The 23,885-nt window shown below is 70.1% G+C and carries 24 protein-coding genes; 10 read left to right on the top strand and 14 right to left on the bottom strand.

Going from position 1 to position 23,885, the window contains the following annotated elements; genetic code table 11:
- The first annotated feature begins 110 nt into the window (after positions 1–110).
- The 5 genes from fxsA (at position 111) to ACIBQ6_RS06790 (ending at position 7,551) form a co-directional block, all read left to right on the top strand.
- A complete protein-coding gene (gene fxsA, locus ACIBQ6_RS06810) occupies positions 111–266 on the top strand; it encodes an FxSxx-COOH cyclophane-containing RiPP peptide (protein WP_358300759.1) in 156 nt (51 codons plus the stop codon).
- A gap of 86 nt (positions 267–352) precedes the next feature.
- On the top strand, positions 353–2,269 hold the full coding sequence (locus tag ACIBQ6_RS06805; RefSeq protein WP_397210569.1) for a tetratricopeptide repeat protein: 1,917 nt from the start codon (positions 353–355) through the stop codon (positions 2,267–2,269).
- 53 nt (positions 2,270–2,322) lie between these two features.
- Positions 2,323–3,690, top strand: a complete 1,368-nt coding sequence (locus ACIBQ6_RS06800) for an MFS transporter (protein ID WP_397210568.1) — start codon at positions 2,323–2,325, stop codon at positions 3,688–3,690.
- Between the two features lie 11 nt (positions 3,691–3,701).
- The gene (locus tag ACIBQ6_RS06795) at positions 3,702–6,389 is read left to right on the top strand and encodes a P-loop NTPase fold protein (protein WP_397210567.1); all 2,688 of its coding nucleotides are present in this window, start codon (positions 3,702–3,704) and stop codon (positions 6,387–6,389) included.
- 265 nt (positions 6,390–6,654) lie between these two features.
- Positions 6,655–7,551: a type II CAAX endopeptidase family protein gene (locus tag ACIBQ6_RS06790; RefSeq protein WP_358300770.1), complete on the top strand. Its 897-nt coding sequence runs from the start codon at positions 6,655–6,657 to the stop codon at positions 7,549–7,551.
- An 8-nt stretch (positions 7,552–7,559) separates the two neighbouring features.
- On the opposite strand, the gene ACIBQ6_RS06785 is transcribed toward ACIBQ6_RS06790, so the two are convergent.
- Positions 7,560–8,249, bottom strand: a complete 690-nt coding sequence (locus ACIBQ6_RS06785; RefSeq protein WP_397210566.1) for a response regulator — start codon at positions 8,247–8,249, stop codon at positions 7,560–7,562.
- Positions 8,246–9,430 (bottom strand): sensor histidine kinase, encoded by a 1,185-nt coding sequence (locus ACIBQ6_RS06780; RefSeq protein ID WP_397210565.1) that lies wholly within the window; start codon positions 9,428–9,430, stop codon positions 8,246–8,248. Before ACIBQ6_RS06780 ends, ACIBQ6_RS06785 begins: the two co-directional genes overlap by 4 nt.
- A 194-nt stretch (positions 9,431–9,624) precedes the next feature.
- Between ACIBQ6_RS06780 and ACIBQ6_RS06775 the strand changes: the two genes are divergently transcribed.
- Positions 9,625–11,301: a protein kinase gene (locus ACIBQ6_RS06775; protein ID WP_397210564.1), complete on the top strand. Its 1,677-nt coding sequence runs from the start codon at positions 9,625–9,627 to the stop codon at positions 11,299–11,301.
- 53 nt (positions 11,302–11,354) lie between these two features.
- Here the strand turns inward: ACIBQ6_RS06775 and ACIBQ6_RS06770 are convergent, their stop codons facing one another.
- The 9 genes from ACIBQ6_RS06770 to ACIBQ6_RS06730 all read right to left on the bottom strand — a co-directional run bounded on the left by ACIBQ6_RS06770 (position 11,355) and on the right by ACIBQ6_RS06730 (position 19,179).
- A complete protein-coding gene (locus ACIBQ6_RS06770; RefSeq protein ID WP_397210563.1) occupies positions 11,355–11,750 on the bottom strand; it encodes a MerR family transcriptional regulator in 396 nt (131 codons plus the stop codon).
- A gap of 767 nt (positions 11,751–12,517) precedes the next feature.
- On the bottom strand, positions 12,518–14,317 hold the full coding sequence (locus tag ACIBQ6_RS06765) for an ABC transporter ATP-binding protein (protein WP_397210562.1): 1,800 nt from the start codon (positions 14,315–14,317) through the stop codon (positions 12,518–12,520).
- Entirely contained in the window at positions 14,314–14,799 is a 486-nt protein-coding gene (locus tag ACIBQ6_RS06760) for a TlpA family protein disulfide reductase (RefSeq protein ID WP_397210561.1), read from the bottom strand. Before ACIBQ6_RS06760 ends, ACIBQ6_RS06765 begins: the two co-directional genes overlap by 4 nt.
- Complete coding sequence (locus ACIBQ6_RS06755) at positions 14,799–15,296, bottom strand: MauE/DoxX family redox-associated membrane protein (RefSeq protein WP_397210560.1); 498 nt, start codon at positions 15,294–15,296, stop codon at positions 14,799–14,801. The genes ACIBQ6_RS06760 and ACIBQ6_RS06755 overlap by 1 nt, the downstream gene beginning before the upstream one ends.
- A gap of 67 nt (positions 15,297–15,363) precedes the next feature.
- Positions 15,364–15,543, bottom strand: a complete 180-nt coding sequence (locus tag ACIBQ6_RS06750; RefSeq protein WP_125645566.1) for a hypothetical protein — start codon at positions 15,541–15,543, stop codon at positions 15,364–15,366.
- Positions 15,544–15,639: 96 nt separating this feature from the next.
- Positions 15,640–16,509, bottom strand: a complete 870-nt coding sequence (locus tag ACIBQ6_RS06745) for an ArsR/SmtB family transcription factor (protein WP_397210559.1) — start codon at positions 16,507–16,509, stop codon at positions 15,640–15,642.
- A gap of 51 nt (positions 16,510–16,560) precedes the next feature.
- Positions 16,561–17,004 carry a S26 family signal peptidase gene (locus ACIBQ6_RS06740; RefSeq protein WP_397210558.1) on the bottom strand — a complete coding sequence of 148 codons (444 nt, stop codon included), beginning with the start codon at positions 17,002–17,004 and terminating at the stop codon, positions 16,561–16,563.
- A 239-nt stretch (positions 17,005–17,243) separates the two neighbouring features.
- Entirely contained in the window at positions 17,244–17,435 is a 192-nt protein-coding gene (locus ACIBQ6_RS06735) for a hypothetical protein (protein WP_352356176.1), read from the bottom strand.
- A 466-nt stretch (positions 17,436–17,901) separates the two neighbouring features.
- Entirely contained in the window at positions 17,902–19,179 is a 1,278-nt protein-coding gene (locus ACIBQ6_RS06730) for a serine hydrolase domain-containing protein (protein ID WP_397210557.1), read from the bottom strand.
- A 193-nt stretch (positions 19,180–19,372) separates the two neighbouring features.
- On the opposite strand from ACIBQ6_RS06730, the gene ACIBQ6_RS06725 reads away from it, so the two are divergent.
- On the top strand, positions 19,373–20,446 hold the full coding sequence (locus ACIBQ6_RS06725; RefSeq protein WP_397210556.1) for a serine hydrolase domain-containing protein: 1,074 nt from the start codon (positions 19,373–19,375) through the stop codon (positions 20,444–20,446).
- 68 nt (positions 20,447–20,514) lie between these two features.
- On the opposite strand, the gene ACIBQ6_RS06720 is transcribed toward ACIBQ6_RS06725, so the two are convergent.
- Complete coding sequence (locus ACIBQ6_RS06720; protein ID WP_352356170.1) at positions 20,515–20,655, bottom strand: hypothetical protein; 141 nt, start codon at positions 20,653–20,655, stop codon at positions 20,515–20,517.
- A 228-nt stretch (positions 20,656–20,883) separates the two neighbouring features.
- On the opposite strand from ACIBQ6_RS06720, the gene ACIBQ6_RS06715 reads away from it, so the two are divergent.
- Entirely contained in the window at positions 20,884–22,212 is a 1,329-nt protein-coding gene (locus ACIBQ6_RS06715; protein ID WP_397210555.1) for a WD40 repeat domain-containing protein, read from the top strand.
- A gap of 153 nt (positions 22,213–22,365) precedes the next feature.
- On the opposite strand, the gene ACIBQ6_RS06710 is transcribed toward ACIBQ6_RS06715, so the two are convergent.
- Both ACIBQ6_RS06710 and ACIBQ6_RS06705 read right to left on the bottom strand, forming a co-directional pair.
- A complete protein-coding gene (locus ACIBQ6_RS06710; RefSeq protein WP_397210554.1) occupies positions 22,366–22,680 on the bottom strand; it encodes a hypothetical protein in 315 nt (104 codons plus the stop codon).
- A 116-nt stretch (positions 22,681–22,796) separates the two neighbouring features.
- Positions 22,797–23,015 carry a hypothetical protein gene (locus ACIBQ6_RS06705; RefSeq protein WP_358300815.1) on the bottom strand — a complete coding sequence of 73 codons (219 nt, stop codon included), beginning with the start codon at positions 23,013–23,015 and terminating at the stop codon, positions 22,797–22,799.
- Positions 23,016–23,192: 177 nt separating this feature from the next.
- Between ACIBQ6_RS06705 and ACIBQ6_RS06700 the strand changes: the two genes are divergently transcribed.
- Positions 23,193–23,348: a hypothetical protein gene (locus tag ACIBQ6_RS06700; protein WP_397210553.1), complete on the top strand. Its 156-nt coding sequence runs from the start codon at positions 23,193–23,195 to the stop codon at positions 23,346–23,348.
- Positions 23,349–23,589: 241 nt separating this feature from the next.
- A complete protein-coding gene (locus ACIBQ6_RS06695; RefSeq protein WP_352327996.1) occupies positions 23,590–23,796 on the top strand; it encodes a hypothetical protein in 207 nt (68 codons plus the stop codon).
- Positions 23,797–23,885 lie beyond the last annotated feature (89 nt).

The following is a 23,885-nucleotide window of genomic DNA, read 5'->3' as shown; positions in this document are numbered from 1 at the left end:
CTCGTTGCTCACATCTTATAGATTGATTCCTGAAAAATACCGACGCAGAATCGTCTGAAGAAGCAAATTGCGCTGAGCTGGTTACGGCTGACCGAAAACCAGGAGAATGCATGGAAGAAGAGAGCACGATCGGCATCATCGACCTCGGCGTCATCGATCTCGATGCGCTCAGGAATCTTCACTCTCCGGTGCTCAGGCGAGCCTACCTGCGGCTGGCCGAAGACCCGGATGACCTCACCGTCGCCGGCTGGAGCTCGGCCATATAGTCATATCGATTGCGACAATTCTCCATCTGCCATCGGATGGTGCCTGTATTCCTGGCAGAATCGCGGCAATGGGGCGAGGCACGGTGATGAGATCCAGCAGCAACTCGGTCCCGGATGCATGGCCGTATGTCGGTACGCGCCCCTACGCCAGGGCGGACGACGCCCGCTTCGTCGGCCGTGAGACCGAGGCGGCCGAGGTGGCCGCTCGCTGGCGTGCTGATCCGATCACGATCGTGCACGGCCCTCGTGGCGTAGGGAAAAGCTCGCTGATCGCCGCCGGAGTGCTGCCCCTCCTCGATTCCTACAGCGCCGACGTGCTGCCGATCGGCAGGGTGTCACGGCGATCCTCGGTGCCGGCCGCGCTCGCCGGCGGTGGCAGGAACTCGTTCGTGCTCGCACTGCTGTCGTCATGGGCTCCGCACGAGGCGCCGACGCACTTGTCCGGCCTGACGATCTCCGCCTTTCTGCGCACGCGACCCCCGCGGCTGGACGCCTCCGGCGCTCCGGTGCCGATCATGGCGGTCGTCGACCAGGTCGAGGAGTTGTTCACCGCCCATGACCGGCAGCGCCGGCACTGTGAGCAACTGATCGAGCAGATCTCCGCCGTGCTCGACGGCGACCTGCCCTTCCACCTGCTGATCGCGGTCGACGACGATCATCTGGATGAGGTCGTCCGGCACAGCGGCGTGACCACGCCTCCCTACCGTCTGGGTCCGCTTCGGCGCGAACAGGCCGTCGCCGCCTGCCGAAAACCCTTGGAGGAGCTGGGCCACACGTTCGCGCCTGGAGTTGCCGAGGGGCTGGTGGACGACCTGGCCGACGCGGCCGGTCAGGTCGAGCCCCTCCTGCTGCAGATCGCCTGCACCGCACTGCTGAGCCCGCCCCAACCCGAGCTGATCGGCGACCTCGACGGCCCCGACGAGGCGATCGCCGCCTACTGCCGGCGGCAACTGGAAGAGGTCGCCGCCGACCACTTCCATGCCGACCCGGAAAAGCTCCGCACCCGACTGCGCGAGACCTTCGGCTCGCCGGAGGTCGTGACGGAGACAGCCGGTCTCCCGGCTCCAGTGCTGAAGGCTCTGGCGGACCGCCATGTGCTCGCGAGGGTGCCCGACGCTTCCGGCTGGCGAATCTGGCACGAACGATTGCGCCCCGCGTTGTTTCGAGGCGGCCCCCTTCCCGGCGGCGCGGTCCACATCCGCCCGGACGCGCGCCTGCGCCTCGCGGAGTCCGCCATGCTCGCGGGCGAGTTCGAGGTGGCCGCCCGGCACGGGAGGCTGGCGTTACGCGAAGCAGGGCACGACGGCCGGCTGAGCGCCGCGGTCGAATCCCTGCTCGGCGACGTGGCCTACCTGCGGGACGACCTCGACGAAGCGGTGATCCACTACCGCAGGGCCACTCAGCTGTACGTCGCGCAGCCGGGTACGGACGTGCTCGCGGCGACCCTGCTCACCGCCACGGGCCGGGTTCTCCTCAGGCAGGGCAGGACCGACGAGGCCATCCGGAAGCTGCAGGCGGCCGCGCGGCGCAGCCCGGACGATTCCGCCATCCAGACGGAGCTGGCCTGGGCGCTGTGGTACGGCGGCCACGAGCGCACCGCCGTCGACGTGCTCGACGACGCGCTGATGAGAGAAGGGAACGCGCCGGAGGCGCTGCAGGCGCGTGGCGAGATCCTCTCCGACCTGCAACGGCCCGCCGGAGCGCTGCGTGACCTGGAGCGGGTGCGTCCGCTCCAGCAACCCTCGACCCGGGCCGCGTACGCCCTGGCCCTCGCATTGAGCGGCGACGTTCACATGGCGGTTCGGGCCATCCCGCCCATGGAGACGGTCCAGGACGGCTCCACGCTGCTGCGCGCCGCCCGCGTCATGGAGGCCGCCGGCAACCACGACGAGGCGGTACGGCTCGCCCGCAGGGCGCGGCAGAGCACGACCAGCCCGCTCCTTCCGCCACGGCTGGCCGCCGAGGCCGACCGGTTGAGCGTGACCGAGCCCCGCACTCGTTGACAGCCACGCAGGTAATGTCCTGCACCGGGGAGTGCATCATTTAGTCTCTGACAATGCAGCCGCCGTCACCCCACCGCCGCGGATCACGGGACACTGTGCTCGAGCACAGGACGGCAGGAGTGGCGGTGGAGACCAGACAAGCTCCGAGTGGCTTGACCTCGCTGTTCGCCACAAACGCGGGCTTTCGCCGCTCCTGGACGGCATCGACGCTGTCGATGATGGGCACGCGCACGCTGAGCGTGGCCTACCCCCTGCTCGCCATCGCGCTCACCGGATCGCCCTCCTGGACCGGCTGGGTGGTGTGCGCCGCCACGCTGCCCGGCCTGCTGTGTTACCTGCTGGCGGGCACGGTCGTCGACCGGGTCGGCCCGAGGCTCGTCATGACCTGGTGCGAGCTGGCCAAGGGCCTGCTGATGGCCGTCACCTGCGGTGCGTTGCTCCTGGGCAGCCTGCAGATCGAGCATCTGCTCGTGGTGGCCTTCGCCGAGGGATGTCTGACGGTGTTCTCGTCCGTCGCGGAGATCGCGCTGGTTCCGGCGGTGGCCCGCCCGGCGGAGGTGGACACGGCGCTCGCCGTGCACGAGACCACCGTTCACGCCGTGGGCCTGACAGGGCGGTCGCTGGGAGGGGTGCTCTACGCGTACGGCCCGGCGATGACCTTCCTGGCGAACGCGGTGGCCTTCCTCTCCGCGGCGGCCACGCTGGCCCGCACGCCGGTGCGGCGGACCCCGGCCCGGCCGGTCAGGCTCTCGCTCATGGAGGAGATCCGCGTCGGGCTGAGGGAGATCTGGACGAACGACTTCCTGAGGTCCGCGACGATCCTGACCGCCCTGATCAACTTGGTCGTGCAGGCGCTGACCGTGGTGTTCGTGACCCATATGACGCAGACACGGGAGAGCCCGGCGTTGATCGGCGTCATCCTGGCGACCGCGGGGGTGGGCGGGGTGGTGGGGGCGCTCATCTCGCCGCAACGCCAGAGGATCGCCGGGAAGGTGCCGGCCTACCGGCTGGCCGAGATCATCGGTCTCACCCACCGCGGCCGATCGATGTTGCTGGTGCACACCTGGGTGTGCGCGGCGGCGCTGCTGCTGGCCGTGACCACCGCGCTCTCGCCCGGAGCCTTCGCGCTGGCACTGCTGATGATCGGCGTGGCGGGTGGGCTGAGCAACGTGACGATCCGTACGGTGATCAGCCGGGTGCCGGCTGACAAGCTGGCTCGGGTGGCAGGCGTCTCCCGGCTGGTCAGCTACGGCGGGGGGGCGCTCGGCCCGGTGCTCGCCGGGTTGCTCTACGCATGCGCGGACGTGTGGGTCACCACCACCACGTTGGCCGTCGCGATGGTCACGCTCGCTTTTGCCGCCACCATGATTCGGCCCTTCAGAAAAGGGCTTTCGCCCGGCTGGCCCCCGCAGAAAGCCTGAATAATCAAGGCATGCCGATCGCGCGCTTATTTGTCGTGGTGGTCCTGGCCGTGGGCACGGGGTTCGGTGCTCCCCAGTTCCTGGACAATTCGGCGCTGTCCATCTCACTCGAGACGTTCCCGCGCGTACCCGTGAAGGTCACCGTCGTGAATCCGGGACCGGCCGTGACGGCCCGCATCCAGGTCGCGGGCCCTGCCGCGAGCGCGGTGAGCGTCCAGGGCGGCGGGTCGGTTCAGCTTCCGGCGGGCGGGAACGTGACCGTCACCCTGGTGCCGGGGCCACGGCTGCGGGAGACGAGCGGGCAACTGGTTCTCTACGCCGAGACCGGGGTGGCGCGGCGGGAACTGCAGGTGGTGCCGCGGCACCTGCTTCTGCGGCTGTGGCCCTACCTCGCCGGTGGTCTGATCCTTCTGGGGCTCCTCGCCTGGCTGATGTGGCGCAGGCGCAGGCCGCGGGTGGAACCGGCGCCCGCTCTCAAGGAGGAGCAGCAGGCCCCGGCCGGATTCACGCACAGCGACGAGCCGGCGGTCACGGACAGCCTGGGGCGGGCGGAGTACGCGCAGGCGCTGGCGCTGCTTGCCCACTCCGCCTCTCCGCCCATGGTCATCGGTGTCTACGGCGAGTGGGGGATCGGCAAGACCTCCCTGCTCAAGCAGGTCAGACAGGTGATCGACGATCAGTACGGCGACTGCGCACACGTCTGGTTCGACCCGTGGCGGCACCAGTACGACGACAACCCGGTGCTGCCGCTGCTCCACACGCTCGTCGCGGAGCTCGGACTGGCGAAGAAGGAACAGGTTGCGCGCACGCTGCGGACCATCTCCGAGGTGCTCGGCTCTCTGGTGCTCTCCTCGACGGCCCGGGTGAACCTGGCTGACGTGCGCAGCAGTCTCAAGGAGTACGACGAGCAACATTTCCGTATTCGTTCGGATCGTGCGCGGCTGGATGAGTACCTCACCGATCTGATCGCGCAAGCTCTGGCGGAGACGGGCAAGAAGCGGCTCGTGGTGTTCATCGACGACCTCGACCGATGCGCCGGCGATCAGGTGGCCGGACTGCTGGAGGCGCTCAAGCTCCATTTCAACCGCGACAACTGTGTCTTCTTCCTGGCCGTCGCCAAGGAACCGCTGCTGGTGGCCCTCGGGGAGAAATACAAAGGGCTGCAGGTCGACCATTATCTGGACAAGATCATTCAGTTTCCGTTCGAAATGCCGAGGTTGTCGGCCGCCGCCTTCGACGACTATCTGCGGAGCCTGCTTCCGGAAGAGATCATGCCCACGCGCGACTTGCTGCGCATCGGGCTGCCGCGCAACCCTCGGTCGATCAAACGGTTTCTCAACGTCCTGATATTGCAGGACCGGATCGCCAAGGCGAGGAAGCTGTCTCCGTACGACGTCTCCACCCTGGCGGCGATCCTGCTGATCAGGGAAGGAGACGGTGAGTTCTACGCCAGGCTGGCCCAGGACGCCAGCCTGTTGCAGCGGATCAAGGAGGATCTCGACACCGCCGAGGAAGGACGGCAACTCGATTGGAGTCAGTTGCCCCTTCAACTCATCTCCAGGTTCCGGGACTCCCATCGGGCTGTGCCCGCGGACGTGGGCGCGTACATCGATCTGGTGAGATCCACCCCCGTCCCGGAGCACAGCGAGGAGGAGTCGAAGGCGGTGCCGCCGGTGGGGCAGCCGCTCGTCGCCGCCGCCAGAGGGGAGTTGGCGGAAGGACTCGCGGTGCTCGCCGAGCGGGTGGAGCGGCAGGTCGGACAGTTGCTCCCCGCCAGGGGCGCCGTGCTGGCGCAGGATCTCGACATGGACGACCGGGCGATCACGCTGGACGACCTCGTCGCCCGCTGGGACCGGGGCCTGCTCGTGGTCGGAGCGTCAGGCGCCGGCAAGACAGTGCTCGCGGCCCGTATCACTCTGCGCCTGCTGGAGGAGGGCGGTGGTCCCGTTCCGGTCTTCGTGAGCCTGCGGTCGCTGGACCTCAGCCGCCCGGGGTTCGAGATGTGGATGACTCATGCGCTCGTCCAGCAGTACCGGACGCCGATCACCGAAGCCCTCGCCATGGTCAACCGGCAACGCCTGATCTACGTGCTCGACGGGCTGGACGAGGTGGCCGACCCCGCCGACCGCGACAAGATCGCTCAGGAGGTGGTGCGCTGGCACGAAGTGACCGGGGCCAAGATCACTGTCACCGATCGCAATCCTGGCCCGGGCCATCCGCTGGTAGTGCACCAGGACTTCGTCAAGGTGCGGGTGAAGGGGGTCACCGAGCAGGAGATGTCGCGCCTCCTGGGCGCGTGGAAGGGGTGGGCGGCGGACGCCGAGGAGCTCGCGGGCGCGCCCGCGCTGCTGGCCAACCTGACCGAGTCGTGGCTGCGCGAGGCGTCGGCGGAGGGGCGCGATCTCGTCGAACTCTACGCCGACCGTGCGATGGCGATGCTCGATGACGGGCCCGCACTGCGGGAGATCCTGCGTGACGTCGCGCGACACCTGATCTCCCGGGACGGGACGAGCTTCGACGACGAGAGCCGGGAGATCAGAAACATCTTCCGGCACCACGGCAAGCACGGCCGGCAGGTGCCGCAGTCGCTGGAGGAACTGGTCAGGGCCGGGCTGCTCCGCCGGCTCTCGACGAACGAGTACCAGTTCGTGCACCACCGTCTGCTCAAGCACTTCGCCGAAGGGGGTTCTGGACAGTAGTGACCTGATGCCCGACCTCGAAGGGTGTCAGAACTGGATCTGAGGCGCTGACCTGCGCATTCATGATGGGCTTGTTCTTGGGTGCGCTCAAGGATGGTGCACATGCCCTGGACGTCGCGGGAGACAGAAAGCCGGGGCGGTTCCTGATCCCTCGTGAGAGCTACCGCTGTGTCCGTTCCAGGGGGATGGCATGCCCGGCTCCGATCCCTAGCCTCACTTGAGCCGCGGAAGACACCGCGGACCTCTGATCGAAAGGATCGCGATCGTGGCGTCCCCTGAGCATTCGAGAGCCACCCCTTCGCACGCCGGTTCGGCCACGGCCCGTGACCGGTTGCGCAGGTTCCGGTTCCCCGTCCTGCTGGTCGCGTTGTTCGGTGTGATGTCGGTGACGACCGGGATCAACCAACTCGTCTCGCCCGTACCGATCCTCGCCCTGCCGGTGGGGATCGGCCTGGCCATCATCGCGGTCATCTGCTACCGCTGGTTGTGCCGGGTCGTCGAGCTGCGTCCGGACGTCCCCGAACTCGGGAAGACGCGGCGATGGTCCCAGCTGCGGCGCGGGATGTTGCTCGGGTCGGGCCTGTTCGCCGGGCTGATGGCGCTGATCGCGGTGTTCGGTGGCTGGCAGGAGCTGTCCTGGGGTTCCTTCGGCGGCTTCCTCGGCACCGCGGGGCTGATGGCCGGCGTCGCCGTGACCGAAGAACTGCTGTTTCGCGGGGTGGTGTTCCGCATCATGGAGGAACGTACCGGCACCGTGATCGCCCTGGTCGTATCCATGCTGCTGTTCGGTGCGATGCACCTGGTCAACGGCAACGCCACCCTGTGGGGCGTGTTCGCGATCGCCTTGACGGGCGGAGCCATGCTGGCCGCCGCCTACGTCGCCACCCGCTCGCTGTGGCTGCCCATCGGCCTGCACTTCGCCTGGAACTTCGCCCAGGCCGGGATCTTCGGTGTCACGGTCTCCGGATCGGCCACGCCGCCCGAGGGCCTGCTGAACGTCACGCTGTCCGGCCCGACCGCGCTGACCGGCGGCGTCTTCGGCCCTGAGGCCAGCCTCTTCGCGCTGCTGGTCTGCTCGGCGCCCACGATTCTCCTGCTGCGGCGGGCCGCCCGCGCCGGCCGGATCCGGCCTCGGCCGCACCGCGCCGAGCCCTCCGCCTGACCGCCGTGTCAACCCTGATCGGCGGCCACCAGTCCCACCCGGTAGGCGAGCACGACCGCCTGTACACGGTCGCGCAGGTCGAGTTTCGTCAGGATCCGCGACACGTACGTCTTGACGGTCTCGATGCTGATGGACAGGCGTGTGGCGATCTCCGCGTTGGACAGGCCCTCGGCGAGCTGTTCGAGTACTTCCAGCTCCCGCTGGGTCAGCGCCCGCACGACCTCCTGCAGGGCCGGCCGGGCGGAGTCGGTGGGGCGCAGGCGCTCGGCGAAGTGGCCGATGAGGGCCCGGGTGACGGCGGGCGCGAGCAGGGAGTCGCCGCGCGCGACGGTGCGTACGCCGTCCACCAGTTCCTTCGGCCGCGCGTCCTTGAGCAGGAAGCCGCTGGCGCCTGCCCTGAGTGCTTCGTAGGCGTACTCGTCGACGTTGAACGTGGTCACCACCAGTACCTTCACCGGAGCGGCGACGCCTGGCCCGGCCAGTCGCCTGGTGACCTCGATGCCGTCCAGGACGGGCATCCAGATGTCCATCACGACGACGTCCGGCAGCAGCCGCCGGGCGGCATCGAGCGCCGCGCGGCCGTCCGCGGCATCCCCGACGACCTCCATGTCGGGCTGGGCGGAGAAGATCGTGGTGTAGCCGGTGCGCACCAGCTCATGGTCCTCACAGATGAGCACCCGGATCGGCGTACTGGTCATGCGGCGCTCCTGAAGGGGATGAGAGCCCGGACGGTGAACCCGCCCCCGGGCCGGGCGCCGGCGGTCAGCTCACCGTTCAGCATCTGGACGCGGCGGCGCAGCCCGTCCAGCCCTCGCCCCCCGGACGGCACGGCGGGACCTTCCACCAGAGCGGACCCGTCGGTGGTCACCTCGATGTCGATGTGGCCGGCGCGGTGGTGGACCGTGACCCTGGTGGGCCGGCCGGTCGCGTGCTTGATGGCGTTCGTGAGGGCTTCCTGAACCACCCGATACGCGGCCAGCTCGACGTCGACGGGCTGAGCCAGGCGCTCGCCGTGCTCGGTCAGTTCGACGGGCTGGCCGGAGACGCGGGCCTGTTCGACCAGGTCGGCGATACTGCCGAGGCCCGGCGTACGGTCCGTGAGCGCGTCGTCGCCGGTCGCCTCCAGCACACCGAGCAGATGCCGAAGCTCCGTCAGCGCCCGCCGGCCGGTGTCGCTGATGGCGGCCAGCCCTTGCCCTGCGCGTTCCGGTGCGGCGCCGACCAGGAACTGCGCGGCGTCGGCCTGCACCACGATGGCGGTCACGTGATGGGTGACCACGTCGTGCAGCTCACGGGCGATGCGCGCGCGTTCGTCGGCGCCGGCCGCCAGCGCGCCGAGCCGCCGCCGTTCGGCCTCCTCGGCCCGCCACCGGCGCATCCCGGCTCCGGCCATCCAGATCACGACCAGAACCAGGTAGAAGGCGACGAAGTCCGGGATCCGGTTGGGGGATCCCAGCCGGCTCAGGACGATCGCGAGTGTGGCGTAGCCGGCGCTCACCGCCGCCGCCAGCGTGCGACGGTGCCGGGACTGTTGGGCTCCGGCCGTATACAGGGCCAGGTAGAAGCCGACGCTGGCGAACGTCTGCGGATAGCAGAGCGCCTGATGAACGGCGAAGGCGGCGCCGATGACGGCCAGGCATGCCGCCGGGTGACGGCTGCGGAACGCCAGCGGCGCCGATTGCGCCACGGTCAGCGCCACCGCCAAGGCGTCGGCCGGTCGCTTCGGCAGGTCACTGAGCTGGGCTCCGATGACGGACAGCGTCGGTACGAAGGCCAGCGCAGTGAGCGTCGCCGCGAGCGCGCCGTCCTTGACCAAGGACGGCTGGGCTCTCCACCAGGCCGGCCATGAGCGGACGGCCAGGGGAACGCGCGCGAACATCGGTGTAGTCTAACGGCCCGCTGCCCGTACCCGCGGTACTCAGGACCTGGCCGACGGCGATGCCGATGACGGACGGGCGCACCTGCAAGGCGGTCACCGGGCCCGGCGCGACCTGGTTTTGCCATATTCCGGTGGCCCCTCTTTTGGAATCATCGACACCGACCGGCGATGATCTCGACGAGGAATGAGTCACCATGACCGACCCCCTACGCGACGGCGACCCGGCTCACATCGGCTCCTACCGGCTGCACGCAAGGCTCGGTGGGGGCGGGATGGGAGAGGTGTTCCTGGGGCGCTCCCCGGGCGGGCGCCTGGTCGCCGTCAAAGTGGTGCGCCCGGAGCTGGCCGGCAACAGCGACTTCCGGCGCCGCTTCACGTCCGAGGTGGGCGCCGCCCGCAAGGTCGGCGGGTTCTACACCGCCCAGGTCGTGGACGCCGACACCGACGCCGTCCGGCCGTGGCTGGCCACCGCCTACATCCCCGGCCCCTCCCTGCACCAAGCCGTCGACGAGCACGGGCCGCTCCCGGTGGAGTCGGCCGCGGTGCTCGGCGCCGGGCTGGCCGAAGGACTCGCCGCCGTGCACGCCTGCGGGATGGTGCACCGCGACCTCAAACCCGGCAACGTCATCCTCGCCGAGGACGGGCCTCGCCTGATCGACTTCGGCATCGCCCGCGCCCTGGACGCCACCAGCCACACCCAGACCTCCACCGTGCTGGGCACCGCCGCGTTCATGTCCCCCGAACAGGCCATGGGCCGGGAGGTCGGGCCGCCCTCGGACGTGTTCTCGCTCGGCTGCATGCTCGCCTTCACCGTGACCGGCCGCAGCCCCTTCGGGACGGGGCCCGTCCACGCGGTCGTCTTCCGCGTGGTGCACGCCGAGCCCGATCTTCAAGAAGTGCCCGACCCTCTGGCCGCTCTGGTGGCGGCCTGCCTGGCCAAGGACCCCGCCGCCCGGCCCAGCCTGGAGCAGGTGCTGACCCGGCTCACCGCGCTCGCTTCGCCCGACCAGGGGCGGTGGCTGCCTGAGGCGCTCACCCAGGTCATCGCCGACCGCCGGACCCTCGCGCTGACGGCCCTTCACGACCCGGCCACCGCGACCGACGGTGGCGGCCCCCGAGCGATGGCGCCACCACCGTCCAGCCACGCGAATCCGCCGGGGGCACCCCAGCCCTTACTGGTCAACGAACGCCGCCATTTGCGCGGCCGTGACCCCCTGCACTCCGCCACCGGCTACCAGATCGCCGCCTATGTGCTGCTTGCCCTCTTCACCCTGATCTCCGTGAGCACAGTGGTGTACCAGCTCGATGTCGCCGACGACGCGAGACGGTGGCACCGAGTGGAGAGCTACGACGAAATTGAGACGGTCGGCCAGATCATGCTGGCGGCCCAGGTCGTCTCCGGCGTGGGATTGACGGCGTCCTGGCTGCTCTGGTTCTTCCGGGTACGAGTCGTCGCCGAACGGCTCGCGCCCGGCCGGCTGCGTTACCGCCCCTCCATGGCCGCGTTCGGCTGGTTCATCCCGATCGGCAACCTGTGGCTGCCCAAGCAGATCGCCGACGACATCTGGCACGCCTCCAGCCCCCCTGGACGCGGCGGCACGACAGCCCCGGCCGGTCTGCTGCACACATGGTGGGCCCTGTGGCTGGTCACTTTCCTGACCTGGCCCCTCTTCTGGATCGAGTGGACGACACTCCTCACCAAGGACTACGACTCCGAGACGTACGAGGACACCCTTGGCCTGAGGTACGAATTCACGTGGGCGACCTGGGCCAGCGTGGCCGTGCACGTGCTGGTCGTGCCGACGGCGATCGTCACCGCCCTGTTCGTGCGGCGACTGGGCGCCATGCAGGCGGCCAGACTCGACAGCTGACGACCGAACGGCCGGTCCTGATGCCCCCGGGTGTGGCCGGGGGCGGAAGGCGGTCAGTGGCGCCGGCGGAGTTCTTCGTTGATGCGCAGCGCCTCGGCGAGCTGGTCTTCCAGGATGATGATGCGGCAGGCCGCTTCCAGCTGGGTGCCGGCGTCGACGAGTTCGCGGGCGCGGGCGGCCAGGCGCAGCTGGTAGCGGGAGAAACGGCGGTGCCCGCCCTCGCTGCGTAGCGGCTCGATCAGCTTGGCGGCGCCGAGGCTGCGCAGGAACGCCGGGGTGACGCCGAGGATCTCGGCGGCCCGACCCATGCTGTAGGCGGGATAGTCCTCGTCATCGAGCCGCTGCCCGGGACTGCCGGCCGCTTCGGCCTCCTGAACCGGGTGATCGCCGGTGGGGCTGGGCCGCTCCCGCTCGGACGCGGTGACCGTTGCCTGAGGTGTTTGATCCATTCAACCTTCCTGAATGCGAACAGGGGCCCCGGCGCCATGATGGCGCCGGGGCCCAGAGGTTTAACACCATCGACCGGCCCTGCCTGCGTGCTGCAGGGGCGGTTCACTTGTGCCGCACCAGCCGCCCGATGCGGGGGTGCGGGGATCGCGTAAGCGTGACCGTAGACCACCGTCCTGTTCGTGGAGCTGCGGTACCCGTGCGGCGACATGCGGCCGGCGACGGGCGATCCTGATGGCGTTCAACACTCCTTTCCGGTTATCCGTACCTCGGCGCCCCGATCGCTGGCGCCGACTTTCCGTAAGCGGCAGCGCGTCCACCGCCCCGGCCCCTCTTGCTCAACCACACTGGCCGCGGCAGTCCGACCTTCTGCCCTATCTCGTTCTGTACTGCTGTCCACGTTCGTCCGGGCAGCCCCATCGTGGTGCTCGTGCCGCCCTCGTGGATTCGTTCCTTGCGATGTCAGGAACTCTAGCTCCCCTTGGCGCGAATGTCTACCGTGGCGACTACAGATTTTCTTTCGCATCAGAGGTAAGAACCCGCCTCACGGCCAATCCGGTGCAGGCGTGTCCCGTTGCGAGCGGTGGGCGCGAGGTCCAGGGCCTGGGGGCGGGGGGCGGAGGTTGGACGGGCGTCCTGCCGGCAACTCTTCCCTGGGGTCGACGACCAAGGTGATGTTGTCCGGACCGCCGTGCTCCACGGCAAGGGCTTCGAGGCGATCGGCCACCTCCGCCGATCCGCCGGGGCCGACATCTGGCCTGAGGCGGCTTCAGGCGTGCTCGACGGTGTAGCCGCTGGCCTGGAGGGTGAACAGGCGGGCGTATTCGCCGCCGGCGGCCATGAGGGCGGTGTGGGTGCCCTGTTCGGCGATTCTGCCCTCTGCCAGCACCACGATGAGGTCGGCGTCCTTGACCGCGCTCAGCCGGTGGGAGATGAGCAGGCTGGTGCGGCCGGCTCGATGCTCGCGCAACCTGCGGTGGATGGCGTGCTCGGCCTCCGCGTCGAGCCCGGCGCTCGGCTCGTCCAGGACGAGCAGGTCGCGTTCGCCCCTGATCAACGCTCTGGCCAGGGCGAGCCGCTGCCACTGGCCGCCGGACAGCACGACGCCGGAGGTCTCGGCCGCGTCGAGGAAGCGGTTGCTGAGCAACGTGTCGTAGCCGTGCGGCAGGGCGTCCAGCGCCGTGTCCACCCCGGCCAGCCGGGCCGCCGTCCTGACCTGCTCGGGCGAGGCGCCGAGTGAGCCGAGCGAGATGTTCTCCGCCGCCGTGAAGTCGTAGGCCACGTAGTCCTGGAAGACCGCGGTCAGCCGGGAGCGCAGCTCGGCGGGGTCGGCGTCGCGGAGGTCCGTCCCGTCCCAGCGGACCGCGCCGCGCGACGGGTCGTAGAACCGGCACAGCAGTTTGACCAGCGTCGACTTGCCGGCGCCGTTGAGCCCCACGAGCGCGACGCAGGCGCCGTGCGGGATGGTGAGATCCACTCCGCGCAACACCCACGGTCGCCCCTCGCCGTAGCGGAACCAGACGTCCCGCAGCTCGATCCCGGAGCGGAGGGCGGGCAGCGGGCGGGGCGGGCGGCGTACGGGAAGGTCCGGGGCGGCGGAGACGACGGCGCGGTAGTGTCCGAAGACCAGCAGCGCCTGGTGCAGCCGGGCGACCTGGGTGACCCCGCCCGACAGCGCGCCCTGCACCCCGGCGACGGCGGCGGCGAAGACGGCCACGTCGCCCACGCCGAGACGGCCGCCGGCGATCGCCCAGATCAGTCCGGCGCCGCCGATGGCGGCGCCGAGCAGGGCGAGCAGCCCGTGTCCCGCCAGCGCGCGCCGTTCCAGGGCCTCCTCCTGGCGGTTGACCGCGCGGACCTCGCCGAGGAGACGGTCGCGCAGGTACCCGCCCAGCCCGAACAGCCGCACCTCCTTGGCCGGCTCGACCTCGGTGAGCAGGCCGGCGTAGAAGATCTGGCGGCGCATCGCGGGGCTGATCTGCCATTCGAGACCCACCTTGCGCCTGCTCAGCGACAGTTGCACGCCCAGCGACGGCAGCGCCGACAGCAGGACGATCGCCGTCATGACCGGGCTCAGCGCCGTGAGGGCGGCGACGAACCCGGCCAGCGTGACCAGCCCGCGCACCAGCGACAGGCTGGGGGCCAGGATCTGGTTGGCCGCGCCGGTCCCGGCCTGCTCGGCCAGCCTGAGCCGGTCGCGGAAGCGGGGGTTCTCGAACGGGCCGAGGCCGACGAACGCGTTGACCGAGGTGAACAGGCGCTCGCGGGTCAGCAGGCCCAGGCCGCGGCGCAGCCGTCCGTCGGTGTGTTCGGTGAGATGCGGCAGCAGCGCGGCGACCAGGCCGACCACGCCGAGCATGATCGTCGGCATCAGTACGGCCCGGCCGCCCGCCAGGCCGTCCAGGATCAGCTTGGTGCACCAGGCGGCGGCCACCGGCGTCGTGCCGCCGGCGAGGACGGCGAGCACCGAGCAGACGGCGGCGACCGGGGCGGCCCGCCAGGCCAGCCCCCACACCGTCACGGCCCGCCCGGCCAGCCGTGACACACCGGGCGAGACGTCGTGGGTCATGCGGTGACGGGAGCGCCGAGCCCGGCCACGGTGACCGCGCGCGACCTGACCCGGCCGGAGTCGTCGAGCAGGTAGAAGGCGGGGAAGGCGGAGTTGGGGAAGGCCAGGCAGACCGGCCCGTTGGCGGGTTCGGCGATCACGGTGGCGCTGCCGCGCAGCGCGTCCGCGTAGCTCTCCCCGCCGGGGCCGGACACGACGGCGAGCACCTGCGAGGGGGAGTAGCCCGCGTTGGCGACGAGCTGGAGGAACGGCGGCAGTTGCCCGGGGCAGGCCTGGCACTCGGTGTCGAAGAAGCCGATCACCGAGGGCCGCCCGATCCCGCGCACGTCGGGGACGGTCGAGCCCACCGGCAGCAACGGCGGCCCCGAGGGAGCGGCGTGCTGCTCGGTGTGGCGCACCCTGCGGATCACCGCGAACGTCAGCACCAGGTTGAGCGCGCTCATGACGCCCACGATGACCAGGGCTGCGATGACGTACGGCATCAGAGGTTCCTCTCCAGGAGAAGGTCGGCGAGGTCGTCGAAGAGCACCAGCACGGCGGCGAGCACCGCGGCGGCGACCAGCGCCAGCGCCACCCCGGCGGGTTCGACGCGCCCGCCCGGCGTCACCCAGCCGGTGACCGCGACCGCGATCAGCAGCAGGTTGCGCACGACCTGGGCGCGGCTCAGCGGAGCGGCGGTGACGCCGAAGCACCGGCAGGCGGCGGCGGAGCCGCGGCGCAGGGCCAGCAGAATCGCGGCGGCGAAGGCCGCGAGCAGTGCGGCGGCCAGCACGAACCCGGCGCGCTCGCCCAGGGCGAGCAGCGCCACGGCGGCGCTCTCGCCGGCCAGTACGGCCACCGCGACCGGCGCGGCGGGCAGCCCGGGAGCCAGACCGGGGACGGAGGACACGAAGGCGCGCCAGCCGGTGGCCTTGCCCGCCAGCGCGGCCAGGAAGACCAGGCAGAGCACGGCCCTGCAGCCCAGCTCTATGTACGGCATGGCGCTCCTTCACGGGTGGTGCCGCCCACGACCCCCTGCGAAGGGGGCGTGGGCGGGGTGTGGAGGGTCAGCAGCACTCGTAGCAGGACACGTAGGTCGTGCAGTCCGGCCGCACGCAGGTCCACGCGGTGTGGTCGAGCCAGTGGTAGCACCAGCACTCGTAGGGGCACCCCCTGGCGTCCGCGGTGCTGGCGGGCAGCAGGGCGCCGAGCATCCGGTCGCCCAACGCCTTGAGTGTGCGAGTCATCCGACCTCCTGGGTGAGAGGGGCTGTATTCGCCTGATCATCACCATCGGGTCAGGGGAGGGGCAATCCTTTCGGACCGCCACCGAAATGCGACAAATCAGGCACTGTATTCGAGGAGTTCGTGGCCCAGCGAGGTGAGCACGTGCCGCACGGCCCGGCCCTCGCGGTAGGTGTTCACGAGCCCCGCCAGCCGCAACGCCGTCACGTGCTCGGACACCGTGGAGGCGCTCACCGCCAGGGACCTGGCCAGCTCGCCGGTCGCCGAGCCGCCGCCGATCGAGCGCAGCACCCTGGCGCGGGCCTGCCCGACGACCTGGGCCAGGGCGTCCACCGACGCGGGACGCCGGGCGCCCTCGTCGCCGGCCGGATAGGCGATGACCGCCCTGCTGTCGCCGCGGGGCGGCGACAGCGCGAGGAAGCAGCGGCTGGCGCACATCAGCGGCGAGAACGCCACGCCCCCGTCGCCGAGCTCCACCGGCGACGGGCACAGGTCCGAGGTGTCGATCTGCAGGGCGCAGCCGTACCAGCTCAGCCTGGGGGTGAGCCTGGGCAGCGTACGGCCGAATCCCCGCACGCAGATCAGCTCGGAGTAGCGGTTCACGTGGGCGTTCAGGCGGTGGCGGATCGCGTCCCACTCGGGGGCCACGCAGCTGACGTAGAAGGCACGGAGCGCGTCGGCGACGTCACCGAGACCGGGCTGGACGTCGAGCTCGTCGTTGAGCGTGCCCGCGCCGGGCGGCGGCAGGTCGGCCCAGAGGAAGCCGGTCACGCTGTGCGGCGCGTGGTGGACACGCCGGACGAACGGCATGGCCCTGGCGGGCGTCCTGCGCGCCAGATCCCGCCACGGCGATCCGGGTACGGCGAAGCCGGGATGATGCAGGCACAGGGCGGCGAACAGGGTGTGGTGCAGCGGGGAGATGGTGAAGGTGGTCGCGGCCAGTCCTGCGGCAGAAAAGACCAGACGCATATCCCAGCCCCGTTGTCAGGAAATGTCCGGACATAATGGAGTATGGGGCTGTTAAGACGTACTAACAAGGGTGCGTAGGACGACCCCCAGAACCCGATCGGCCGGGACGAGCCCCCACAACCGCGAGTCCGCGCTGACCTCCCCGTCCCCCAGCACCACGAGCTTTCCGGGCGGGACCGTGGCGGGCAGTCCGGGGCACTGCGGCGGCACCGGTTCGCCCGGCAGCGCCGCGACCCGCTTGACCACCCAGTCGGCGGCCGCGACCTCGGGCAGCGGCCCGTCCCGCCACCGCATTCCCGGCCCGATCGGTTCGAGCACCACGACCTGCCCACGCCGGACCGCCTTCCCGCGCAGCACCAGCAACCGGTCGCCGGGCCGCAACGCCGGCACCATGCTCTCCCCCCGTACGGTCACCACCGCCAGCCGGCGCCTGGCGACGAACGCGACCACGACCAGCAGGGCGGCGAATCCGGCGAATCCGGCGATCATCGGCATGGCGCGAGCGTAAACGTCCGGCCTGTGGGGCTCAAGAACTCGTCCGGTCGGACGGGAGGGGCTGCAGTCCTGTCTACGGCGGACGCCGTCACCCGGCGAGAGCGACGCTCGGACGGCGTGGGGCGCCCGTTCCTCGGGGGCGAACACTCATGGGGACGGGCGCGGTTCTGCGGCGTCGAGGAACGCCTCGTTCCTGCGGCGCGGAGGCTTGCGAGGGTGACATCGCGGTGGTGATCCGGCTAGTCGGGGGAGCGCAGGAGCATTGCCTCCACCTCGGAACCGGCGTCGGCCGTGCAGACGTACGTGGGCCTTCCGGTCGCCGGGTCAACGGCGTACAGGGTCGCCCGCTTGCCGCACTTCGAGCACCAGGCGTCCGGCCCGCCGCCGAGTTCGGCCAGGCCGACCTTGATCTCTGGGATAACAAAAGCCATGCGGGCAGCGTAGGTCGGCATGGTCAGGACGTCCGTGGTGACAGGGCGTCATGCGGAATCCATGCCCGCAGATTGTTCGACACGGGAGGTGCCGGGCCTGGTGGTGGCGCGGCGCGGAACGGTCAGTACACCGGGCTCGTCCACCGCCACTGGTTCCGCGGAGGCGGCCCTCGTCTGCCGGGCCGAATCTGCTCATGGACCTCGGTGAGCACGCAGCCCACTACGACGCCCGGTTCGAGGTCCCTTGCCGGAGCTCTCCGGCGACATGCCAGGAGATCTGGATGTCGAATCGGCTCAGATTGGCCACGCGATCCTCGCCGCCCAGGAAAAGCGGAACGTCATAAACCCAGGCACTCGCCGAAGCCCAAGGGGGCCGTGTCGATGGCGCCCTGCCGGTTGGTTCCATGACGCCCGCACCGCCGTCTGGGCGGGCGGGCGCCGGTTGCCGGTGAACGGCGGGAGCTTGTCAGAGGTAGGTGCCGTACAGGTCTGCGGTGGGCCAGGTGGTCACCGCGTTGGCGGCCTTGTGGAGGGCCGGGTCGATGTCGGCGTAGCTCAGGCCCGAGGCGTCGTCGCGCTGGTTGAAGAGCGCGGCCCAGGTCAGCCCGTCATACCGCCGCACCAGCAGGGTGTAGGTGCCGGGGAGGCTGCCGGTGTGCCAGGTGTTGCGGCCGCCGGTGACGTTGCGGACCGACCAGCCGCAGCCGTACCACCAGCCGTCGCCGTTGACGCCGGTCTCGGGTTGGGCGAAGGCCCGGGAGATCGACGTCGAGGTGAGCACGGAGCCGGCGGCGTCGAAGATCCCGGCGAAGCGCACCAGATCGACCGCCGTTCCCAGCCAGCCGCCGTGCGCGTCCATGTTCTCCAGGTTGAACGAACCGTACGGAGCCGGGACGGACGTGCCGGAGGCGTCGAACACCGTCTTTCCCGTGTACTTGGAGACGTACGGCACCTCGCCGGTGACGGCGTCGGCCTTGAGCGTGCGCCCGAGCCTCATCCGGGTGATCCCGCGCGGCCCGAGGATCTTCTGCTGCACGTACGTGCCGTACGGCATGCCGCTGACCTTCTCGATGATCCGGCCGAGCAGCAGGTAGTCGTAGTTGGCGTAGGCGTACGTGCTGCCGGGGTCGTGGTCCAGGGCGAGGCCGCTGGCGTACCGCATGATGTCGGCCTGGCGGACGGGCAGCGCCGCGCCCAGCGCCCTGGAGACCGCCAGGTCGCTGAACATGGGGTCGGCGGTGATGGACGAGTCCCAGCCGCCCAGGTGCTGCAGCAACCTGAGGACGGTCACGTCCTTCAGCCGGGGATCCACCGTCTTGCCGGACGGCGGCGTCAGGGGGAGCAGGTCGGGCAGCCGGTCGGTGAGCTTGAGCTTGCCGTCCTGCACCAGCTTGAGGACGGCCGCGCCGGTGATGGGCTTGCTCAGGCTGGCGATCCGGAACAGCGAGGTCGGCTGGGTCTTCAGGGTGGTGCTGGTCGTCCAGGTGTAGCCGCGGGCCAGGACGAGCTTGCCCTTGCGGGTGACGGCGAGCGATCCGCAGGAGAGGTTACGGGCCTGCATGAAAGCCTTCATGGTGCTGTCGAAACTGCCCAGCCCGGCTCCCAGGGTTCCGGTCGTCTTCCACGTCCCGGCGGCGGCGTCCGCTCTGCCCGGCTGACCGGCGACGAGCCCGGCGCCGGCCAATCCGAGCCCGGCCAGGCCCATCGTCCGGCCGAAATCGCGTCGGGTCAGCCTGTCAGGCATCTGTCTTCCTCCTTGATCGAACACAACACCACCGGGCAAACTACCTCAAACTTCACCGCTGGTGGCGCAGACCGCCCGAGCCGGGCGTGGTAGGGCAGTCCCCACCATCCGGACACCGGGCGGCATGATCGATTCCGGTGCTCGGCAGCCGCAGGATGGGCACATCACCTCGTCCAAGGGAGTTGCCGAGAACATGCGTAGGTATCTTGCCGCAGCTGCAGCCGCCGTCGTCCTGCTGGGCGCCGCGTCCCCGGCGCCGGCCGCCGCCAAGCCGTCGTCGCCCACCTTGCAGCAGCAGCTTGACCGGTTGACCCAGCAGGACGGGCTGGCGGGTGCGCTGGTGTCGGTGCGTGAGCCCGGCGGCCGGGTCAGGACGTGGACGTCCGGCGTCGCCGAGCGCGGCTCTGACCGGCCGATGGTCGGCGCGGACGCGCACTTCCGCATCGCCAGCGTGACCAAGTCGGTCGTCGCGGCCACCGTGGTGCGCCTGGCGGACCAAGGCAAGATCGATCTGGACGCCCAGGCGGAGCGGTACGCGCCCGGTCTGCTCGACGGCAGGCCGATCACCGTGCGGCAACTGCTGACGCACACCAGCGGCCTGCCCGAGTACCTGCCGCTGATCGACCCGGCGCACCTCGGCGCCGACGCCGACGCCGACTTCCTGCGCCTCGCCCTGGACGCCGAGCCCACCGGCGAACCCGGCGAGAAGTGGGCCTACTCCAACACGAACTACCTGGTGGCCGGCATGCTCATCCAGAAGGTCACCGGCAAGGACTTCCGGACGGTCACCCGCCAGGGCGTCCTGAAGAACCTGCGGCACACCTACTGGCCGCGTCAGAACGAGCTGGACATCCGCGGCAAGCACGCCCACACCTACGGCGTGAACCCGTTCGATCCGAAGAGCCAGGGCAAGGTGGTCGACACGACCCTGGAGCCCGGCTACCTCTTCGGCGCCTCGGGCGGCCTGATCTCCACCCCCGACGACCTGAACCGCTTCTGGCAGTCCCTGCCCGCCTCCACGATCAAGACCATGCTCGCCCGGACCGTCCTCGCCAACGACCCGCCGAAGGCCGACTACGGTCTGGGTGTCTACTCCTACCCGTTCGCCTGTGGCCCGGCCTGGATGCACGACGGCGGCCTGCCCGGCACCCGCGTCCTCAGCGGCCGCGACCGCTCGGGCCGCGCCGTCACCCTCTACGTGACCGGCACCCCGAAGAACGACGCGCACATCTTCGAAGCCTTCGGCACCGCCCTGTGCGGCAGGTGACCCAGGCCCGCCGGGGGAGCCGTCACGGGCGGGAGCCCGATTCGGGCCGGCTGCCCGCGCCACCGGCGTCAACGGCGCAGCAGCAGGCGCAGCAGGCGTAGCGCCCGGGAGCGGCGGGCCGAGTCGGCCGAGAACATGTAGATCATGGCGGGGAGCGTCACCAGCGCGGCGCTCGTCACGACCAGTGCGGCGAGGTGGGGCAGCATCATGGAGCTTCCCTTCGAGAGTTCGGCGTCGCCTCGGCCGGTGCCGAGGGGCGCGATATCAGGATGGGGCGCGCCGAAGTGCCGTTGACGATCTGTGCCAAGGTCTTACGCGATCCGATGAACCCGTACATCGGCTGACAGAAACTGACGGTTCCCGGCCCGGATGGCGATGTGCACGGATCCGTCACGGGTGGGTTTGGTTCTTCGGGATTCTGGAATCCTGACATCACCATGTCTCCGCAAGCCCCCCTGCCGGAGGATCCCCTGAGCGTTCTGCGCGAACGCCTGCGGGACCTGCATCTCCACGCGGGCGAGCCCAGCAGCCGGGCTCTGGCCAGGCAGACGGGCGCGATGAGCCACTCCACCGCGCACGGGGTGATCCGCTGCGTCAGCCTGCCTCGATGGGGCAACCTGGAGCTCGTGGTGGAGGCGTTGCAGGGCGACGTCACGGAGTTCAAGGCCCTGTGGATCGCCGCCCACGACCTGCGTTCGCAGCGCGGTCGCCCGCTGGATCCCGAGACCGGGCCCACGGCCCGGACGGAGGACGCCCAAGGGCCGGCCTCCGATCCACCGCATGAGCTGTACCGGCCGGTGGACGGGGCGAATGTGGAAGGTCACTCCGGCGCCGTCTGGTCGGTGGCCTTCCATCCGGACGGGCGCATCCTGGCCAGCGGCGGCGGCGACGGGACCGTGCGGCTGTGGGACACGGTGACGGGCAGGCCGTGGCGGGAGCCTCTGCTGGGCCACACGGGTGCCGTCGTGGCGGTGGCCTTCCATCCCGACGGGGATCTGGTGGCCAGTGGTGGCAGCGACAAGACGGTACGCCTGTGGACGATCGACGGGCTGCGACCGGTGGGTGAACCGTTGCACGGCCATGCCGGCACTGTCTGGTCGGTGGCCTTCCACCCGAACGGGCACGTCCTGGCCAGCGGCGGCATCGACGGCACCGTGAGGTTGTGGGACATCACCACGGGAAGGCCGTTGCGGGGGCCGCTCATCGACCATGACGGCGCCGGCTGGGCCCTCGCCTTCGACCTCGACGGACACCTGCTGGCCAACGGCGGGGACGACGGCATGGTCCGGTTGTGGAACACGACGTCCGGGCAGCCGGTCAGTGAGCCGTTGGCAGGTCACAGCGGCGCGGTCGTGACGGTGGCCTTCCACCCGGACGGGCACGTCCTGGCCAGCGGCGGCGACGACGAAACGGTGCGGTTGTGGGATCCCGCGTCGGGACGCGCCACGGCCGACCCCTTCGTCGGCCACATCGGCCCGGTCCGGTCGGTGGCCTTCCATCCGGGCGCGGACCTGGTGGCCAGCGCCGGCGATGACGGGCTGGTCCGGTTGTGGCAGCTCGATTCCGGAAAACAGGTGGGGCGGCCTCTCGACGGCCACACCGGTCCCGTCCGGGCCATCGCCTTCCACCCGCACGGGCATCTGCTCGCCACCGCGGGCGCCGACAGGAAGGTGCGGTTGTGGGAGAGCACTCAGCCGCCCGACCACCAAGTGCTGTACCGGCGCATCGACAACCTGCACGCCCGCTTGCGCGGGTCGCGTTCATAGCGGGTCGAATCTCACAGCGGCGGCGAAGGGCCGGCCGGGGTCGGCTGCTTTCGCCCCGCGCTCCGCTGTCCGCCGCTCTCCGGCGTGCACGTCGAGGCGTCCTGCCGGGTCTCCGCCACGGTGCAGCACCGCACTGCGTACCAGCGCCAGATGTCAGGCGCGTCCCCGGCTGTGGTCGATCATTGACAGCGCCGCAGCCCCGAAGCTGCAGATGATCTGCCCCACCGTCACCAGCAGGAGCGCGTAACTCGGAAGACCGCCCGACAGGTTGATCACGAGCAGTGCGATGAACAGGGACATCAGGAGAGCGGACCAGCCTGAGAGGTGGCCCGGGCGGGGCTTGTTCCGCCGGGCCATCCAGGTCGGCGGGTGACCGACGATCACGGTGTAGGCGCCGGCGAGAGCGTTCACAGTGGCTAGCGTGAGAAGAACCCACACGAATACCGACATCACCTGATCATCATCCATGGCCGTCCTCGGCCTCGCAATCTCTGCCGGCGGCCGTCCGCGCAGACTCACCGTTCCCTGGTACGAAGCGTGCCCGGGGCTGCCCGGTGGTGAAGACGCGTGGAAACCCCTGAAGGTCATCTGCGCGATCGATGGAGCCAGGTGGTGAGCAGCGAGGCCACGAGCCATACGGTGACGAGCACAACGGCACGCGCGGCTATGTACGCCGCCGTCAGAAGGCCGTCGATGACGTACTCGGTCACTGCGTCTACGAGGAACATGATCGTGACGAAGAGGGCGACGCCGAGCACGACGTGGGCCGGGTCTTGGCCCTTGAGCCCGGGACGTCGCGCCATCACCAGGAGACCTTCACGCTCGGCCGCGCTGCATGTGCCGCTGATCGTAGTACATGCCGCATCTGTACCTGTGGATGGGACGCAGATCGATCGCATCGCAGGCGTGCCGTACCGCAGTGCCCGGGGGCGTGTTCCGTGGACTGGTGCGGCCATCGCTACTGACACGGACAGGTGACCGTGTTCAGTCTTACGAGGGAAGTGCAGCGCGCCGTGGACTGGGAACGGTTCTCCGCCGAGATCGAGACGACCGGGCTGCTGCTCGACTACGACCGGTGCGTCCTGGTGCCGATGGTCCGCGCGTTGAACGGCCGGTTCGCGCGGCCATCGAGATGATCGACGGCGAGCTCGCTCGCGTGGCAGGCGCGCGCGACGTGTACGCCGACTTCTACCGCGCGTACGCGGAGAGGTTCCGCAAGCGTTCGTGGGCGCCGGAGGCCGCCGGTCAGGCGATGCCGCCGGCGCGGGAACGAGGGGCTGCTTCCTGACAGCTGACCGGGCACCGAAGAGCCGTTGCTGATGACAGGTGGCGGCAACGGTGCGACTGTGAAGGCAGGGCGACCTGCTGGAGGAGATCGTGGAACACCCCGAGCTGACCACGGACATGGTTCTCGCCGCCGTCCGGGATCATGGATTCGCGGCCTATGACGTCCTGGTCAAGGATTTCCCGTCGGACGTGGTGGTCGCGGAGTTCACGAAGGCGGCCAGGTCGGGCTTCACCACCTTCGGCGTAGGGGTGCACCTGGCGTCGTTGACGGACAAGGGGCGGGAGCGTCTCGGTTAGGCACAGTCTGCGGAGTTCTGCGGGGCGCCGGATGCCGGGGTGACGGCACAACGGGCCGGGGCGGTCGGGGCGGAGTGATCGTCCGCCGC

The organism is Nonomuraea sp. NPDC049655 (genome assembly GCF_044465465.1).
Taxonomy (GTDB): domain Bacteria; phylum Actinomycetota; class Actinomycetes; order Streptosporangiales; family Streptosporangiaceae; genus Nonomuraea.
The sequence above is the reverse complement of the archived record's forward strand: the minus strand, read 5'-3'. Positions and strand labels throughout refer to the sequence as shown.

Excerpts from the sequence above, each read along its gene's own strand:
- fxsA (WP_358300759.1), top strand. The coding sequence starts at position 111 with ATGGAAGAAGAGAGCACGATCGGCATCATCGACCTCGGCGTCATCGAT.
- ACIBQ6_RS06805 (WP_397210569.1), top strand. The coding sequence starts at position 353 with ATGAGATCCAGCAGCAACTCGGTCCCGGATGCATGGCCGTATGTCGGT.
- ACIBQ6_RS06800 (WP_397210568.1), top strand. The coding sequence starts at position 2,323 with ATGCAGCCGCCGTCACCCCACCGCCGCGGATCACGGGACACTGTGCTC.
- ACIBQ6_RS06795 (WP_397210567.1), top strand. The coding sequence starts at position 3,702 with ATGCCGATCGCGCGCTTATTTGTCGTGGTGGTCCTGGCCGTGGGCACG.
- ACIBQ6_RS06785 (WP_397210566.1), bottom strand. The coding sequence starts at position 8,249 with ATGACCAGTACGCCGATCCGGGTGCTCATCTGTGAGGACCATGAGCTG.
- ACIBQ6_RS06780 (WP_397210565.1), bottom strand. The coding sequence starts at position 9,430 with ATGTTCGCGCGCGTTCCCCTGGCCGTCCGCTCATGGCCGGCCTGGTGG.
- ACIBQ6_RS06775 (WP_397210564.1), top strand. The coding sequence starts at position 9,625 with ATGACCGACCCCCTACGCGACGGCGACCCGGCTCACATCGGCTCCTAC.
- ACIBQ6_RS06770 (WP_397210563.1), bottom strand. The coding sequence starts at position 11,750 with ATGGATCAAACACCTCAGGCAACGGTCACCGCGTCCGAGCGGGAGCGG.
- ACIBQ6_RS06765 (WP_397210562.1), bottom strand. The coding sequence starts at position 14,317 with ATGACCCACGACGTCTCGCCCGGTGTGTCACGGCTGGCCGGGCGGGCC.
- ACIBQ6_RS06760 (WP_397210561.1), bottom strand. The coding sequence starts at position 14,799 with ATGCCGTACGTCATCGCAGCCCTGGTCATCGTGGGCGTCATGAGCGCG.
- ACIBQ6_RS06755 (WP_397210560.1), bottom strand. The coding sequence starts at position 15,296 with ATGCCGTACATAGAGCTGGGCTGCAGGGCCGTGCTCTGCCTGGTCTTC.
- ACIBQ6_RS06750 (WP_125645566.1), bottom strand. The coding sequence starts at position 15,543 with ATGACTCGCACACTCAAGGCGTTGGGCGACCGGATGCTCGGCGCCCTG.
- ACIBQ6_RS06745 (WP_397210559.1), bottom strand. The coding sequence starts at position 16,509 with ATGCGTCTGGTCTTTTCTGCCGCAGGACTGGCCGCGACCACCTTCACC.
- ACIBQ6_RS06740 (WP_397210558.1), bottom strand. The coding sequence starts at position 17,004 with ATGCCGATGATCGCCGGATTCGCCGGATTCGCCGCCCTGCTGGTCGTG.
- ACIBQ6_RS06735 (WP_352356176.1), bottom strand. The coding sequence starts at position 17,435 with ATGGCTTTTGTTATCCCAGAGATCAAGGTCGGCCTGGCCGAACTCGGC.
- ACIBQ6_RS06730 (WP_397210557.1), bottom strand. The coding sequence starts at position 19,179 with ATGCCTGACAGGCTGACCCGACGCGATTTCGGCCGGACGATGGGCCTG.
- ACIBQ6_RS06725 (WP_397210556.1), top strand. The coding sequence starts at position 19,373 with ATGCGTAGGTATCTTGCCGCAGCTGCAGCCGCCGTCGTCCTGCTGGGC.
- ACIBQ6_RS06720 (WP_352356170.1), bottom strand. The coding sequence starts at position 20,655 with ATGATGCTGCCCCACCTCGCCGCACTGGTCGTGACGAGCGCCGCGCTG.
- ACIBQ6_RS06715 (WP_397210555.1), top strand. The coding sequence starts at position 20,884 with ATGTCTCCGCAAGCCCCCCTGCCGGAGGATCCCCTGAGCGTTCTGCGC.
- ACIBQ6_RS06710 (WP_397210554.1), bottom strand. The coding sequence starts at position 22,680 with ATGGATGATGATCAGGTGATGTCGGTATTCGTGTGGGTTCTTCTCACG.
- ACIBQ6_RS06705 (WP_358300815.1), bottom strand. The coding sequence starts at position 23,015 with ATGGCGCGACGTCCCGGGCTCAAGGGCCAAGACCCGGCCCACGTCGTG.